Here is a 15,716-nt window from a genome sequence, read left to right on the forward strand (position 1 = left end):
TTATCGTGGTTCAACAATCAGTTTGATTGCTGTTCTTTCTTCTCCATCGATAAGAATGTCAGTAAAGGCCGGAATACATATCAAATCCACTCCGCTAGGCGCAACAAATCCCCTTGCAATGGCGACAGCCTTGACCGCCTGATTCAGTGCTCCAGCGCCGATTGCTTGTATTTCCGCTGCACCGCGTTCACGTAAAACGCCGGCTAATGCTCCCGCTACTGAATTTGGATTTGACTTTGCTGAAACTTTTAAAATTTCCATTTTTGCTCCCCCTTAAATTTACAATGGATAAGTGAGTGTTCATTAGAACAATCTTTGTTAGATGTGGCTATTTTTTTGAAAATCCATCCCCAAAATGTTTTTCAAAAATAGCAGGCTACCTACCATTTTTACTATATTCACGATAGAGGGCGCATATTCCTTCTTTCTGATTAATATTTTGCTGAAATAAATATGTGAATATTTATTCAAAGAAAATATGGTCATCATTTATCAAAATTCGATCAATTTTGACAGCTTTTTTCGACTGTTCGTCAATTTCTACGATCACTGCACTTAATGTCGTGCGACCTTCTGCAATTTCGAAACGAACTGGAAGACTTGTTTTGAATCGTTTAATGATTGTTTCTCGGTCAACCCCTAAAATGCCATCATAAGGACCTGTCATTCCAACATCTGAAATATACGCAGTTCCTTTTGGCAATACGCGGTTATCGGCTGTTTGAACATGTGTATGCGTTCCAACGACACATGATGCACGGCCGTCTGTATACCAGCCCATCGCTTGCTTTTCACTTGTGGCTTCACCATGGAAATCAATAAAAATAAATGGTGTCCGTTTTGATGCTTCCGCAATGAGCTCATCTACTTTTTGAAACGGGCAGTCAATTGGCGGTAAAAATGTGCGGCCTTGCAGGTTGATGACAGCCAGCTCTTTTCCTTGTTTTTTAATAAAAGTGAGACCTTTCCCAGGCGTACCTTCCGGGAAATTAGCTGGACGAACAATATTGGCTGCGTCATCGATGAAATCAAAAATGTCTCTTTTGTCCCATGTATGGTTCCCCATCGTGAGCACATCAGCTCCTGATTGAAGCAGCTCGTGATAGATTTTCTCAGTGAGACCTTTTCCGTGAGCAGCATTTTCTCCATTCACAATGGTAAAGTGCGGCTGATATTTTTTCTTTAGCTTTGGTAAGTATTCTTTTAGTGTATCTCTGCCAGGTGAACCGACGATATCTCCAACAAATAATATTTTCATGCGCTTTGAACCCTTTCTCTTATAAAATGATCTTCTTATCAGTGTTGCATATTTACACAAAAAAATAAAGCGGCGCTAAGCGCACCGCTCTATTTTGCATACTCTACTGCGCGAGTTTCTCGAATGACCGTCACTTTAATGTGACCAGGGTAATCGAGCTCGTCCTCAATCCGCTTACGAATATCCCTTGCTAGACGGTGAGCTTCAAGATCATTAATTGAATCTGGCTTCACCATAATACGTACTTCACGTCCAGCCTGTATCGCAAACGATTTTTCAACACCTTCATAAGATTCAGAGATATCTTCTAATTTCTCAAGTCTCCGAATGTAATTTTCAAGCGTCTCACTTCTTGCACCAGGGCGTGCTGCAGATAATGCATCAGCTGCCGCAACAAGAACAGCGATAATCGATGTCGGTTCTTGGTCACCGTGGTGAGATGCAATACTGTTGATGACAACAGGATGCTCTTTATATTTCGTCGCAAGCTCAACGCCAATTTCTACGTGGCTTCCTTCTACTTCATGATCAATGGCTTTTCCAATGTCATGCAGAAGACCTGCTCGTTTTGCAAGCTTTGCATCTTCTCCAAGCTCTGAAGCCATGAGACCTGCAAGATGTGCAACCTCAATAGAATGCTTCAGGACATTTTGTCCATAACTTGTACGGAATTTTAAGCGACCGAGAATTTTGATGAGATCCGGATGCAGACCGTGAACGCCAACTTCAAATGTCGTTTGCTCACCCATCTCGCGGATATAATCATCGACTTCACGGCGTGATTTTTCCACCATTTCTTCAATTCGTGCAGGATGAATACGTCCATCCTGGACTAGCTTGTCCAGAGCTATCCTCGCTGTTTCACGTCGAATCGGATCAAAGCCCGATAAGATGACAGCTTCAGGTGTATCATCAATGATTAGGTCAATACCTGTTAACGTTTCTAACGTACGGATATTTCGTCCTTCACGTCCGATAATACGACCTTTCATTTCATCATTTGGAAGATTGACTACAGATACCGTTGTTTCAGCTACATGATCAGCTGCACAACGCTGTAACGCAAGTGAAAGAATATTTTTCGCTTTTTTATCAGCCTCTTCTTTCGCCCGGTTTTCAGATTCTTTCGTCATGACTGCAATGTCGTGGGAAAGCTCATTTTCAACTTGATCCAGAATGATTTGTTTCGCTTCATCTCGAGTTAGACTAGAAATACGCTCCAACTCGGCTTTCTGCAAACGAATCATATCATCCACTTTGCTTTCCATCTCTTCAATATGTTGTTGTCGTTCATTCAGAGAATGATCTCTCTTCTCCAACAGGGACTCCCGTTTATCTAAAGATTCGTCCTTACGATCCAGATTTTCCTCTTTTTGAAGTAAACGGTTTTCTTGTCTTTGAAGCTCATTACGTCTTTCACGAACTTCTTGCTCCGCCTCTACACGAAACGAATGAATTTCATCTTTCGCTTCCAAGAGCGCTTCTTTCTTCAATGCTTCCGCATCACGCTTTGCATCCTCAACAATTTGTTCGGCCATGTTTCTTGCGCCGGATATTTTTGCTTCTGCAATGGTTTTACGAACAAAGTAGCCAACAACTAAACAGATTAGGCTCAGCAAAATGGAGATGATCGTAAACATCGTAGGCGACATATTTTCACCTCCTCTTGCTATGAACTTGGTTTTACAAATAAAGTGTCGGCATGTACATTGTTTTGTGTCTCAACATACAGGGCCTTCACAGGGAATGAGATCCTCACTGCCCTTGTCAAGTTTAAATTAGTTATCAATCATGTTAAGAAAAACAAGTGATACATTCCCATTGTAATTGTGTCGGAAATACTTGTCAAGCTAGTCAGACTGAGGCGTAAGTCGTTATTTCAAGCAAAAACAGAACTTTCGACCCGCTAGCTGTCATGTAATTGTAAAAAAAAGACGCTTTTCAGCGTCTTTTTAGTCATTAAATTCCAGTTCCTCTTGTCCTTCTTCTTCGGTTGGTTTCACACCGTTTGTATCCAAGCCATAGTGCTCCCTAATTTGCTCTTGAATCATGAGAAGGATATCTTTGTTTTCTTTTAGGAACTGTTTCGCATTTTCGCGGCCTTGTCCAAGACGTTCCTCTTGATAAGAATACCATGCACCACTCTTTTGTACGATATCTAGTTCGCTTCCAAGGTCGATGATTTCTCCCTCTTTTGAGATTCCTTCACCGTACATAATATCTACTTCCGCAACACGGAATGGCGGTGCCACTTTGTTTTTTACGACTTTAATTCTCGTTTTATTCCCCATAATGTCGTTGCCTTGTTTCAGCTGTTCAGCACGGCGTACTTCTAAACGAACAGACGAATAGAACTTCAGTGCACGTCCACCAGGTGTTGTTTCAGGATTACCGAACATAACCCCTACTTTTTCACGAATTTGGTTAATAAAGATCGCAATGGTTTTCGATTTGTTGATGGCACCTGACAGTTTACGAAGGGCTTGAGACATTAAACGCGCTTGAAGACCGACGTGTGAATCTCCCATATCTCCTTCGATCTCTGCTTTTGGTACAAGAGCAGCTACTGAGTCAATGACAACAATATCAACTGCACCACTGCGGACAAGTGCTTCTGCAATTTCCAGTGCTTGTTCTCCTGTATCCGGCTGAGAAAGCAACAGCTCATCAATGTTGACACCTAGTTTTTTAGCATAAACTGGATCTAGCGCATGCTCTGCATCGATAAACGCAGCTTGTCCTCCCTGCTGCTGAACCTCAGCAATTGCATGAAGTGCTACTGTCGTTTTACCAGAACTCTCTGGACCATATACTTCAATAATACGGCCGCGAGGATACCCACCTATTCCAAGCGCAGTATCAAGTGCTAACGAACCACTTGGTACTGTTGAAATATGTGTATCTGTTTGCTCTCCTAGTTTCATAATAGAGCCTTTACCAAACTGTTTTTCTATTTGTTTAAGAGCCATATCTAAGGCTGCTTGACGATCACTCATTCTATTGTTTCCTCCTTTATCAATTCCACTATCTATACTATACCTTGTTTTACGTCATTTGCCAAGAAAAAATCGAACACATATTCGATTTTTTTATTGGCAGATGATTTAAGAAAAGTGCTGTTTCTATTAGAAAAAATGCTCTTTTATAAAGGAGTAAACCTAGTAAAAAACAAAATTAACTCTCTTTTAATAATTTGAGGAGGTGATGCAGACCATATTTCACAGCACGCTTGCGAATACCTGATCGACTGCCTGTAAACATCCATTCAAACACATCTGTCTGATCTTTTGTGGATAGCCCAATGAACACTTTTCCAACAGGCTGTCCTTCTTGGGTATCAGGGCCTGCTACACCCGTAAAGCTAATACCAATATCACTTCCGGTCAGCTTTCTAACCCCTTCAGCGAGCTCTAAAGCACACTCTTTGCTGACAGCACCATGAGAAGATAACGTTTCCTCCCGGCAGCCGAGCACCTGCTGCTTGACTTGATTTGTGTAACAAACGACACTGCCGCGCAAAATCGACGATGCGCCTTCAAGATCGGTCAGCCATTCAGAAAACATGCCGCCAGTCAGGCTTTCAGCCGCTGCCACTGTTTTCCCTTGTTCGTGCAATGCTTTGGACGCTTCACGGACAAGGGATGTATCACCATATCCGTAGAAGTACTCGCCAACCCGCTCTAAAATTTGTGCTTCTGTTTCTTTTAACAGACGCTCCGTTTCTTGTTCATCCTCATGCTTGGCTGTAAGCCTCAAGGTCACTTCCCCGTCACCTGCCAGCGGTGCAATCGTTGGGTTGGTCTGAGCATCAATTAAATCTTCAAGGTCTGTTTCAAGCTGAGATTCACCGATGCCGAAGAAACGCAGGACGACAGACACAATTTTTTCCTTCAAGCCGAGTTTCTCAGAAATAAGCGGCTTTGCTTCGTTTTCAAACATCGGATGTAGTTCACTTGGCGGTCCAGGAAGCAGGATATAAAACGTATCTCCTTCTTGAATAAACATACCTGGTGCCATTCCGAAGCGATTGGCAAGAACATCAGAACCCTCTAAAACGAGTGCCTGCTTCCGGTTGTTCGGAGACATATCACGTCCGGTTTTTCTGAAGTAATCTTGGATTGATTCAAATGCTTCTTCATTTAGTACAAGCTCTTTGCCGAGCGTATTTGCAATGGTTTCTTTTGTTAAATCATCTTTAGTTGGTCCAAGACCACCTGAGAAGATAATAAAATTAGATCTTTCCTGCGCCACTTGAATGGCCTGTTTTAAACGCTCTGGATTGTCACCAACGGCTGTGTGGTAATAAACATTCACACCCATTTCAGCTAGCTGTTTGCTGATAAATTGTGCATTCGTATTCGTAATTTGCCCTAGCAAAAGTTCAGAACCGACTGCAATAATTTCTGCTTTTCTCTCTGACTTCAAAGCGTACACGTCCTTTTTAATTAGAATTCTTTAAAGCTTCCCAGTTTTTCGCAAAGTAATCCCAGCCTGAGACAACAGTGAAGAACACCGCTACCCACATCGCAAGATCACCAAACGGGAATGATACAAGTTCAAACGGCAGGTTATGCAATAGAAGTGCTGAAATCGCAATGATTTGCGCCCACGTCTTCACTTTTCCAAGCATATTGGCCGCTACCACTTCACCGCCTCCAGCTAAAACGAGCCTTAGACCCGTTACGGCAAATTCACGGCTAATGATTACAATCGCCATCCAAGCCGGAGTAAGGTTGTACTGAACAAGTATAATTAAAGCCGCTGAAACAAGCAATTTATCTGCAAGCGGATCTAAAAATTTACCAAAGTTTGTTACTAGATTGAGTTTACGGGCATAGTAACCATCAATCCAATCGGTTGTAGAAGCCACTATAAACAAGATCGCTCCGACAAGGTGAGTCACTTCAATGCTGACGTCACCAAAGCGTGCAACACCCCAGTCTAAAGGAGCGAGCATAATGATCATAAACACAGGGATCAAGGCGATCCTAGAAAGCGTAATTTTATTCGGTAAGTTAAACATGAATTCCAATCCTCCAATAAAGCATTTTTTATGTATTTAATAGTAGGAACAAAAGAAAAGTCATCTACTTGCTTAAGATGACTTTTCCTTTCCTTTATTCACAATCACAATGTTCTGTGTCATGGTGTTCTTAGGGTCTAATTCGTACTTCAGCTTCTCGTCATTGACCTTTATGTCAATCCCAGTCGCGTTCCCTAGGCGGATATCCACCTGAGAGAGCTTAGTTATATCTGTTTTAAACGAATCACCGTCTTTTAGTTCACCCATCTTGAGCACGTTGCCAGATTCGTCTCTCACACGAAACCACGAAGCCTGAGTGGCAGAAATGGTTAATTCCATGTCCTCTGCACCTGATACTTCATACGTTGTCGTTGATCCTTCTGTATTCGTCGCTTTCAAAGAAACAGCTTCATCGTCTTTTGATGACTCATCTTTAGAAGAATCGTCTTTTGTGGATGTGCTTTCTTGATCCTCTGACGAAGATTTTTCTTTTTTCTTTTGGTCCTTTGCAAGTGATGAATCTTTAGACACTTCATATTTAGATTCAGATTGCTGCGGAGCCGTCTGATTATTTTTCTGACCACTGTCATGGTTGACCGCTTGCACGATCACATAGATAATGGCGATGACGACAAGGATGCCTCCAATGATTAAAATCGTCGGGAGTAGCTCCAGCACCTTTGAGGCAGGCTTTGGCAGCTCTCTTTGCGGCTTAATATTGGATAATGTATCAGACACTTCATCGTTATACATGCTTGGTACATCTTTACGAAATTCTTCGAACAATTGTTCAGGGTTAAGTCCAACGGCTTCGGCATATTGTTTAATAAACGCTCTGACGTAAAATTTACCTGGAATAATATCATAGTTTCCTTGTTCGATTGCTAGCAAGTAGCGCTTTTGGATTTTGGTTGCCGCCATCAGATCCTCCAGCGACATCCCTTTTTCCTCTCTGGCCTCAACGAGCCGTTTTCCCAATTCAGTCAAAACAAACACCTACCATTACCATATTAAAAATCGAAGCCAGAAAAACCAGAATGATCAAACACTTGTGGTTCTTCAGCGTGCTCATATGTAATTTCTTCGTCTGCACTATTACGCAGTTCAATGATATAGTCGAAATCATCCATTGTATATTCTGAATTTTGAATAAAGATATCTGGATGCTCCACCACTTTTGTTGCAGGCAGTCTCATAATTTCTCTTAGAAGCTGCAAGTGCTTCTCAGAACCTCGTCTTGTCGACACAATCCCATCAATGATAAAGACGTTATCTGGGCTGTATTCATCTGCAATCAGCTGACTTCGGATCGTCTGTTTCAAGAGAGTAGACGACACAAACAGCCATCTCTTGCTTGCACATACACTTGAAGCAACAATTGATTCTGTTTTTCCAACCCGCGGCATTCCGCGAATGCCAATCAATTTATGTCCTTCTTTTTTAAATAGCTCAGCCATAAAATCAACAAGCAGACCAAGCTCGTCCCTTTCAAAACGGAACGTCTTTTTGTCATCAGCATCCCGCTGTATGTATCTTCCATGACGAACGGCTAAGCGGTCACGAAGTTTTGGCTGTCTTAATTTTGTTACTTTTATCGTTTCCATTGTATTTAAAATTGATTCAAGGCGCTTAATTTGATCTGTGTGGTCACAGCGCAGAAGCATTCCGCGTCTTGATACATCAACACCATTAATTGTCACAATATTAATTGAAAGCATCCCCATTAAAGAAGAAATGTCTCCTAAAAGTCCGGGACGGTTGACCTGTATCTCATATTCAAAATACCATTCGAGCTTTGCCAAATGATATTACCCCCTTCATTGTGGCAAATTTTTACCTTCCTTTATCATAAAGCATTTTCACATTTTTAGAAAGCACAATGTTGTGAATCGGTTAAAATAAAAAGAGAGGCACAAACGCCCCCCTTTTTGTTTAGTGTGAGCTATTATTTTCAACCAGCTTGACCATCATGTTTGCAATGGCACGCTGCTCATCTTCTGATGCAACGCTCCAAAGGTCAGCAAGTACTCTTTCCTGCTCGTTCTTTGCCTCGACTTCATTAGCCAGATATCCGCCAATTTCATACGCAAGGTGATTGATTGTATCATCTGATAAACCTTTATCCTGTGCATGATTTAAACGGTCACCTAAAAAGTTTTTCCAATGGTCCCAGCTCTCAAGTACAGACATGTCGATTCCTCCATTCGAAAAGATGAATTACAGCCATAGCTTTTGTCATGGAGAGACGAATTATACACGTTTTTTAACAGTACCAGCCGCCATTCACTGATAATATTTGACCCGTGATATAACTTGACTGTTTTGAGGCGAGAAACCAAATGACCTCTGCTATCTCTTCAGGTGCTGCAAGACGGCCGAGTGGAATCTCTTCTTTCAGCATTGAAAGGTCCTCTTGCGTGAAGCTTTGCATCATATCAGTCTGAACAGCCCCTGGTGAGACCGCATTTGCTCTAATTCCACTTGGGGCAAGCTCTTTTGCGAGTCCTTTTATAAAGGCATTTTGCGCACCTTTGACCATGCTGTACAGCACTTCACACGATGCACCTGTTTCTCCCCATATTGAGCTAACCGCAATAATGTGACCTGCCTTTTTTTGAATCATTGAAGGCAATAAAGATTGGGTTAGCTCATAAGGACTTGTAACATGAAGCTGCACCATGCTGGCTAGAACTTCTTTTTCTGTATCTGTCACCAATCCGACATGACTTTTCCCGCTATTTAAAATAAGAATATCTGGACATACCGGCAGACGGCTGACAATCTCAGCTGCTCCGCCTGTTTTGGCTAAATCCGCTTGAACGACGTGCGTCTCTATTTTATATGCTTCTTCCAAATGAGCGGAAAGATGAACTGCTGCTTGTTCATTTTGGTGATAATGGAGTATCAGATGGCAGCCTTCTTGGGCAAGCTTTTTGGCCGCCGCCTGCCCAATCCCGCCACTGGCACCCGTAATCAGCGCCCAACGACTCATACATTGTTCCTACTTTCTTTATGGAATACCTATTCTTTTCGTTTAAATGGGAACCAGTTTGCTGATCCAAACATCTTCACCATCACAGGTACGAACAATGGTAGCACAACGAGTGCATACAGTAAAAGTCCTGTCAGAACAAGCGTTGCAATCTGTAAGAGTGACAGCACACCCGAAGGCAGCATCGCTGCAAATGTTCCTGCCAAAATGACGGCAGCAGACATAATAACAGATCCCATATTTTTCATTGATTCCGTCATGGCAAACTGAAGATCTTTCGTTTTGTATTCATTGAAGCGCTCCATTAAGAAAATCGAATAATCGACTCCAAGTGCCATAAGGATGACGAAGCCAAAGAATGGAACAGCCCAGTTAATGCCCGGGTAACCGAAGAAATGGGTGAAAATAAATTCCGTTACACCTATGGCTGTAAAGTACGTCAAAACAAGCGATCCAACTAAGTAAAGCGGCATAACGAGAGAACGGAACAGAATCACTAGTATGAGGAAAATACCGATCATCATGTAAAGAACCGTCTTATTAAAATCTTGGTCTGACAGCTGTTTTAAATCTGCGTTCATACTGGAAACACCAGATACACCAAACGAAACATTCTTTAGATTTGTTTCAGGAAGTGCACGTTTTACCGAAGCTTCTACTTGTTTGATCGTTTTCATGGCGTCGTTGCCATATGGATTGTTTTCTAAAATGACATCAATCTTTGTCATCTTGCGGTCATCCGACATGTAGGAGTCAAATACTTGCTTAAATGCTTTGTTATTTAGCACATCTTTTGGAATAAACCAGCCGGCCATATCTTGATCTGGTGCATTTTTCAGTTCGTCTAAGTAGTCACCTGCCCCCATAAGACCGCTGGAGATTTTTCCAAGTCCATCTACGCTCTTATTTAGACCATCAGTCAGTTTGGTCAGATCATCCCCAAAGCTGCCAATCTTTTCTTTCATTAGTTTTTGACCGTTAATAATCTCGCCCGCGCCATTTGCAAGTTTAGGCATTCCATCAGCCAGTCGTTCTTGCCCTTTAGACGTTTGTTCCAGACCTTTTTCAATGGCGTCTAAGCCAGCAATCAGCTGATCAATTTTATTTGTAACCACTTTTTGCTGTTCTGTTGCTTTTGCGATAAAGGCGTCTGCTGCTTCAAGCTGTTTTTTCGCTTCTTTTGCTTGCTTTGCATAGCTATCAGCCTGTTTGGCCCCTTCTTGCAAAGTAGCAGAAAGTTCGTTATAAGAAGCTTTAATGGCTTGATACGATTCATTTTCTTTTACTTGCGGAATTTGATTTTCAAGTGTACTGAATTGTTTATTCGCTTGACTGATCATAGCCTTTACATCCGCTGCGGCAGAAGAAGACGTATCGACTTGCGCCAATGCTGCCTTTAATTCTTTGGAGATGCTTTTATACAGCGCAACTTGCTCGTTCACTTGTGCGACCTGATCCGTTAATTCCTTTTTTGCACCCTTTATTTCTTCTTTGATTTTGGAAACGCCTTTTTTGTTTTGATCGATCCCGCTTTGCAGTTTTCTCAACGATTTTTCAACGTTTTGAATACCTGATTGTACGGATTCAGTTCCAGAAATCAGCTTATTAATCTCTTTTCCTGATGATTTTATTTGTGGTGTTTGATCCTCGATGGATTTACTCATTTTTGTAAGAGCATCTTGGATCGATTTCAAGCCATTATTACTTTTATCAAGTCCGGTATTCAGCTCTTTGGCTTGTGTTTTCACGTAAAGATCATTCAGGCCTTTACCAACAGGACGTGTTGCGCTTCTTACTTTACTCACGCCATCTGTTTGTTCAATCGCGCGGCTTAGCTTTTCAACAGCAATCAGCCCTTTGTTATTGTCTAATAGATCAGATGATTTCACCACAACGGTAGCTGGGAGTGCTTCACCTGGTCCGAATTTGTCAGAAATGGTATTGAACGCATGAACGGATTCATATTTATCACCGATTTCGTCCAAATTGTTATAGGACAGTGTCCCTTTATACATGAGAATCGGCGGAAGAGTAATAATACCAACGATCAATAAGCTGAAAAGTGGTTTTTTAAATGAAAAGCGCCCTGCTGTTTCCCACATTTTCGATTGAGGATGAGCAATATCCCCTTTAATCGGCCAGAATAACACTTTTCCTAAAACAGCCATAAAGAATGGAACGACAGTCAGGAGTGCTAGAATGAGCACAGCGACACCTACCGCAACTGCTACAGCTGATTTATACAGCTGGAATTGAGCTAGACCGATACATGTAAAGCCAATAAGGACAGCAATTCCGCTAAATAAAACCGTTTTACCTGCCGTTTTATATGTTGTAATAATTGCTTCAATTTTATCTTTTCCATGCGATAGTTCTTCTTTGAACCGGCTTAGCAGTAGAATACAGTAGTCGGTTCCAATCCCAAACATGATCGCAACCATAAAAATTTGAGTAAAGGTCGAGAGCGGAAAGTCTACATACTTTACTAGATAAGCGACAATGGATTGACTGACCAAGTAGGAAAGTGCCACTGCTACTAATGGAACAAGCGGTGCCACTACTGATCTAAAGACAAGCACAAGAACGATGAGGATAAACCCTATGGTAATGAATTCCGTTTTCTTCAGGCCCTCTTGTGAACTTGTGATCACATCATCATCAATCAGCGGCTGCCCTGTCATTTCAAATGTCAGGTTCAGACTCTTTAGCTTTTCATTGACTTTTTCTTTAAAAACAGATGCTTTGATTTTGTTCGAGTCGTATGTCACTGGAACAAGCAGCGTCGTTTGATCTTTAGAGAGCATTTGTTTTTTGATATCTTTACTCGCGTCAAAATACGAAGTGATGTCTTCAACGTGGAGATCTTGATCTTTTTCTAAAATCTCCATAGCTTTCTTCAAGGACACTTCTCTTTCTTTTACGATATCTTTTCCTTGAAAAACAATGACAATCGATTTTTCCGTATCCCCATTTTCAGACATTTTCTTTAATAGCTGATTGGCGTATGAGGAAGGATAGCCATCTGGAACAGAAATTTGCCCTTTTTCTTTTGTTAATTGTGCCATATTAGGAGCTGTCATTAATAAGACTGCCGTTAGCACGATCCAAAGAATGGTGATTAGCCATCTACCCTTTATGATTGCTCTCATTAGTACTTTGTGCCTCCTCTTCGATGATAATTTGATAAATCTTTTCATATGTTTGAATGAATGATGCGATTTCTTTTTCTTCAAACTTTTCTAAATATGACCGAACTAAATCCTGTAGCTGCTTTTCCATTCGACTGACGACATCTTTGCCTTCTGGAGTCACATAAAGGTGAACATTTCTTCGATCAGCTTGATCATGCTCACGATAAATATAATCTTTATTAAAAAGGCGATTGGTCATGGATGTCACAGCACTTTTATTGACATTGCATTCAATGGCAAGATCTGTTGAAGTACATCCTGGATGTAAATTAATGTAACGAAGCGAGTAATACTGATCAAGGGTCAGTTCTTTATCAAGCTTTTCCGTAATCATACTCGATACTTTTTTTTCCATCATGAGATAGACGTCTGCATATCTCTGGATAATTTGGGCAATTTTATCTTGTACCATACGCTGCTCCCTTTAGTTTAATTGTTTAACTATTAAAGAGTTTAACTAACGAACAAAACGATTGTCAATCTAAATTCTTTCAATCCAATTTATTTTTTTCCATTGGACATAAAAAAGACAAACTCTTTTGATTCGAGTTTGTCTTTTTCTCATTTATTTTGTTTTTGGAACGACTTTAAACACAGACATCCGTTCTTCATCAATCTCTTCTTGTAAGATCTGCTGAATATCTGCTAATTGAATTTGCTCGAGCACTGGCACGACATCGAATAAGCTCATCTCTAAAAACGCATATCTCGTGAATTGATTGGCGATGTATTCTGGAGAGTTCATGGCTTTTAGGAAGCTGCCGATTTTTTTCTTGCGAGCGAGCTCAATTTTTTCTTCTGTGATCAGGCTGTTTGCTTGCAGAAGGGTTTCTTTTAATTCTTTTGCCAGCTGATCAGGATCGTTTGTATCTCCGCCAATTGATGTAAAGCCAAAGCCGCCTTCTTCTGTGTAGTCGTAACTGAAGGTCTCATCAATTAAGCCTTTTTCATACATTCTCTCATATTGTAAGGAGCTTTTACCAAACAGCGTCTCTAAAATGAGATTCATTCCAAGTTCATGTTTCAGAAGTTGTTTGCCTTTTTTATGAGGATTTTTTGTTTTCAAACCAAACATACATTTAGAGCCTTGTACGTTCATTTTTAATTCATATTCTTTTCGATACACTTGTTCAGGCTCATTGATGTCTTTCCGCTTGATCTCAGGCTGGTCTGTAAATGGCTTCTTTGCCTGATTCGCTCTTACCTGATCTAAAATTTGTTTCGGGTCAACGGGACCGACAACAAAAAGGAGCATATTACTTGGATGATAGAACGTTTCGTAGCATTCATACAAATGGTCTTTTGTAATAGGCGCAATGCTCTCGACTGTTCCTGCAATATCAATTCTCACTGGGTGTTCTTGATATAGGTTTTCGATCAAACCAAAGAATAAACGCCAGTCCGGATTGTCATCATACATATTGATTTCTTGACCGATAATGCCTTTTTCTTTTTCAACCGTCTTTTCAGTGAAATAAGGCTCCTGCACAAAATCAATGAGCGTCTCAAGGTTTTGTTCGACATTTGCGGTACTTGAGAATAAGTATGCCGTTCTTGTAAACGTCGTAAATGCGTTTGCAGCTGCTCCTTGTTTACTAAAGGTATGAAACACATCTCCATCTTCTTTTTCAAACAGCTTATGCTCCAAGAAATGGGCAATTCCGTCAGGCACACGGATCATGTCTTCTTTGCCAAGCGGTACAAATTCGTTATCGACAGAGCCATATTTCGTTGTGAAGGTCGCATATGTTTTATTAAATCCTTGCTTTGGCAGCACATAAACATCAAGACCGCTGTCCATTTTTTCATGATATACCGTCTCTTGCAGTTGATCGAATTGAATGGTTTTCACCGTCATGAAGCACCCTCCGTTCCTTTAAGAAAATAGGTCGTATCCCATTCGATTTTCTGACCCACTTTGATGATGTCCTCTTTTGTCACTCGGTCTAACGCCTCTAAAAAGGAATCAAGGGTCTCGCCTGTTGGCACGACTGCATGCTGATATAAGTATTCTGCTGTCCCGTAAGACGTATCAATCGTTTCCAGCAGCTGATTTTTGACGACAGCCTTTGTTTGATCAATGGCTTCATCAGAAAAATCACCTTTTTGCATTGCATCAAATTGTTCTTTTATGATGTCTACTGCTTGCTGATAGTTGCCGACTTCAATACCGGACATGACCATCATCAAACCTTTAAAGCTCTCAAGTCTAGAGACAGCGTAGTAGGCAAGACTTGCCTTTTCGCGAACGTTGATAAATAGCTTTGAATGCGAGAAGCCGCCGAATATGCCATTAAATAAATGTAGCGCCGGATAATCTTCATCCGCAATTGTTGTATGCGTGCGAAAGCCAATGTTCAGCTTTCCTTGTTTTACATCCTCTTCATCAATGACTTCTTTTGGTTCTGTTTGAGTTCTAATTGATTCGGCGTTTTGTTTGACCGGCTCTCTTTCATTTGTTTTGAAGTACTGCAAAACCATTCGGTGGATGTCTTGTTCGTCAACATCTCCTACAACATATAAATCAAGCTGGTTTGATTGAAGCGCATGCTCATAAGCTTTAAAAAGAGCTTCTGCCGTAATCCCCTCGACGTCTTCCATTTCACCATTGACGTGCAGTGCATAGGGTTCGCCTTTACACATTTCCTGCACAAGTCTTAAGTTCGAATAACGCATTTTATCATCATAGACTGCTTGAATTCGCTGTTTTAATGTGCGTTTTTCTTGCTCAACATATAATGGGCTGAACACCCCATTTTCAACGTGCGGGTGGAATAACAGCTCAGACAGTAAGGCCATTCCTTTTTCTAATAACGGGGTCTGATCCTTTAAATATTTTTCATTCGCCATCTCTAGACGGAATGTAATGATATGATTTTCACCTTTTTTCGCCATGTCTGCCGAAACCGTTGCCCCATAGAGCTCATCGAAATAAGCTCGCAACTCTCCTGTTTTCGGCATTTTTTCTGTTCCTCTTAACAGCACATGCGGGAAAAGAGACCGCATGGTCACGTCATCTTTGGATAGAGGCGCAAGCATTTTAAAAAGGATTGTCACTGTTTTAAATTTTTCTGTTTTGACAATATGAGTATGAAGACCAGGTGTAGCAAATGTCTTCTCTTGTAAGTACGTCATGAGAAACCTCCTTTGTTCATCCTATTTATTATGTATTAGAACATGGCTGATATATACGTGAAACAGCCATTTAATAGTCATTATATCAATCAGAGGAAAGGATAGGAAATAAAAACG

14 protein-coding genes are annotated in these 15,716 nt (G+C 41.1%); all 14 read right to left on the reverse strand.

The features are described 5' to 3' along the window. Complete coding sequence (gene spoVS / locus BA1_RS09040; RefSeq protein WP_003211281.1) at positions 1 to 261, reverse strand: stage V sporulation protein SpoVS; 261 nt, start codon at positions 259 to 261, stop codon at positions 1 to 3. A gap of 202 nt (positions 262 to 463) precedes the next feature. Continuing rightward, positions 464 to 1,258 carry a TIGR00282 family metallophosphoesterase gene (locus tag BA1_RS09045; protein ID WP_008358024.1) on the reverse strand — a complete coding sequence of 265 codons (795 nt, stop codon included), beginning with the start codon at positions 1,256 to 1,258 and terminating at the stop codon, positions 464 to 466. Positions 1,259 to 1,347: 89 nt separating this feature from the next. Then, positions 1,348 to 2,910, reverse strand: a complete 1,563-nt coding sequence (gene rny, locus BA1_RS09050) for a ribonuclease Y (protein WP_003211958.1) — start codon at positions 2,908 to 2,910, stop codon at positions 1,348 to 1,350. 300 nt (positions 2,911 to 3,210) lie between these two features. Continuing rightward, positions 3,211 to 4,254: a recombinase RecA gene (gene recA, locus BA1_RS09055; RefSeq protein WP_008358025.1), complete on the reverse strand. Its 1,044-nt coding sequence runs from the start codon at positions 4,252 to 4,254 to the stop codon at positions 3,211 to 3,213. A gap of 178 nt (positions 4,255 to 4,432) precedes the next feature. After that, positions 4,433 to 5,683 carry a competence/damage-inducible protein A gene (locus BA1_RS09060; RefSeq protein WP_008358028.1) on the reverse strand — a complete coding sequence of 417 codons (1,251 nt, stop codon included), beginning with the start codon at positions 5,681 to 5,683 and terminating at the stop codon, positions 4,433 to 4,435. A 16-nt stretch (positions 5,684 to 5,699) separates the two neighbouring features. Further along, positions 5,700 to 6,281, reverse strand: coding sequence for a CDP-diacylglycerol--glycerol-3-phosphate 3-phosphatidyltransferase (gene pgsA, locus BA1_RS09065; RefSeq protein ID WP_008358030.1), 582 nt, complete (start codon positions 6,279 to 6,281; stop codon positions 5,700 to 5,702). 72 nt (positions 6,282 to 6,353) lie between these two features. After that, entirely contained in the window at positions 6,354 to 7,268 is a 915-nt protein-coding gene (locus tag BA1_RS09070; protein WP_034738924.1) for a helix-turn-helix domain-containing protein, read from the reverse strand. A 23-nt stretch (positions 7,269 to 7,291) separates the two neighbouring features. Then, entirely contained in the window at positions 7,292 to 8,083 is a 792-nt protein-coding gene (locus BA1_RS09075; RefSeq protein ID WP_003211480.1) for a DUF3388 domain-containing protein, read from the reverse strand. A gap of 130 nt (positions 8,084 to 8,213) precedes the next feature. Continuing rightward, positions 8,214 to 8,471, reverse strand: coding sequence for a DUF3243 domain-containing protein (locus BA1_RS09080; RefSeq protein ID WP_008358034.1), 258 nt, complete (start codon positions 8,469 to 8,471; stop codon positions 8,214 to 8,216). Between the two features lie 73 nt (positions 8,472 to 8,544). After that, complete coding sequence (gene ymfI, locus BA1_RS09085) at positions 8,545 to 9,273, reverse strand: elongation factor P 5-aminopentanone reductase (RefSeq protein ID WP_008358036.1); 729 nt, start codon at positions 9,271 to 9,273, stop codon at positions 8,545 to 8,547. Positions 9,274 to 9,302: 29 nt separating this feature from the next. Beyond that, positions 9,303 to 12,422 (reverse strand): MMPL family transporter, encoded by a 3,120-nt coding sequence (locus BA1_RS09090; RefSeq protein ID WP_008358038.1) that lies wholly within the window; start codon positions 12,420 to 12,422, stop codon positions 9,303 to 9,305. Further along, entirely contained in the window at positions 12,400 to 12,876 is a 477-nt protein-coding gene (locus BA1_RS09095; protein ID WP_008358040.1) for a MarR family winged helix-turn-helix transcriptional regulator, read from the reverse strand. Before BA1_RS09095 ends, BA1_RS09090 begins: the two co-directional genes overlap by 23 nt. A gap of 153 nt (positions 12,877 to 13,029) precedes the next feature. Next, positions 13,030 to 14,322: an EF-P 5-aminopentanol modification-associated protein YfmH gene (yfmH, locus tag BA1_RS09100; protein ID WP_008358042.1), complete on the reverse strand. Its 1,293-nt coding sequence runs from the start codon at positions 14,320 to 14,322 to the stop codon at positions 13,030 to 13,032. After that, positions 14,319 to 15,599, reverse strand: a complete 1,281-nt coding sequence (gene yfmF, locus BA1_RS09105; protein WP_008358045.1) for an EF-P 5-aminopentanol modification-associated protein YfmF — start codon at positions 15,597 to 15,599, stop codon at positions 14,319 to 14,321. Before yfmF ends, yfmH begins: the two co-directional genes overlap by 4 nt. Positions 15,600 to 15,716: the final 117 nt, after the last annotated feature.

The sequence above is a fragment of the Bacillus xiamenensis genome (assembly GCF_000300535.1).
Taxonomy (GTDB): Bacteria; Bacillota; Bacilli; order Bacillales; family Bacillaceae; genus Bacillus; species Bacillus xiamenensis.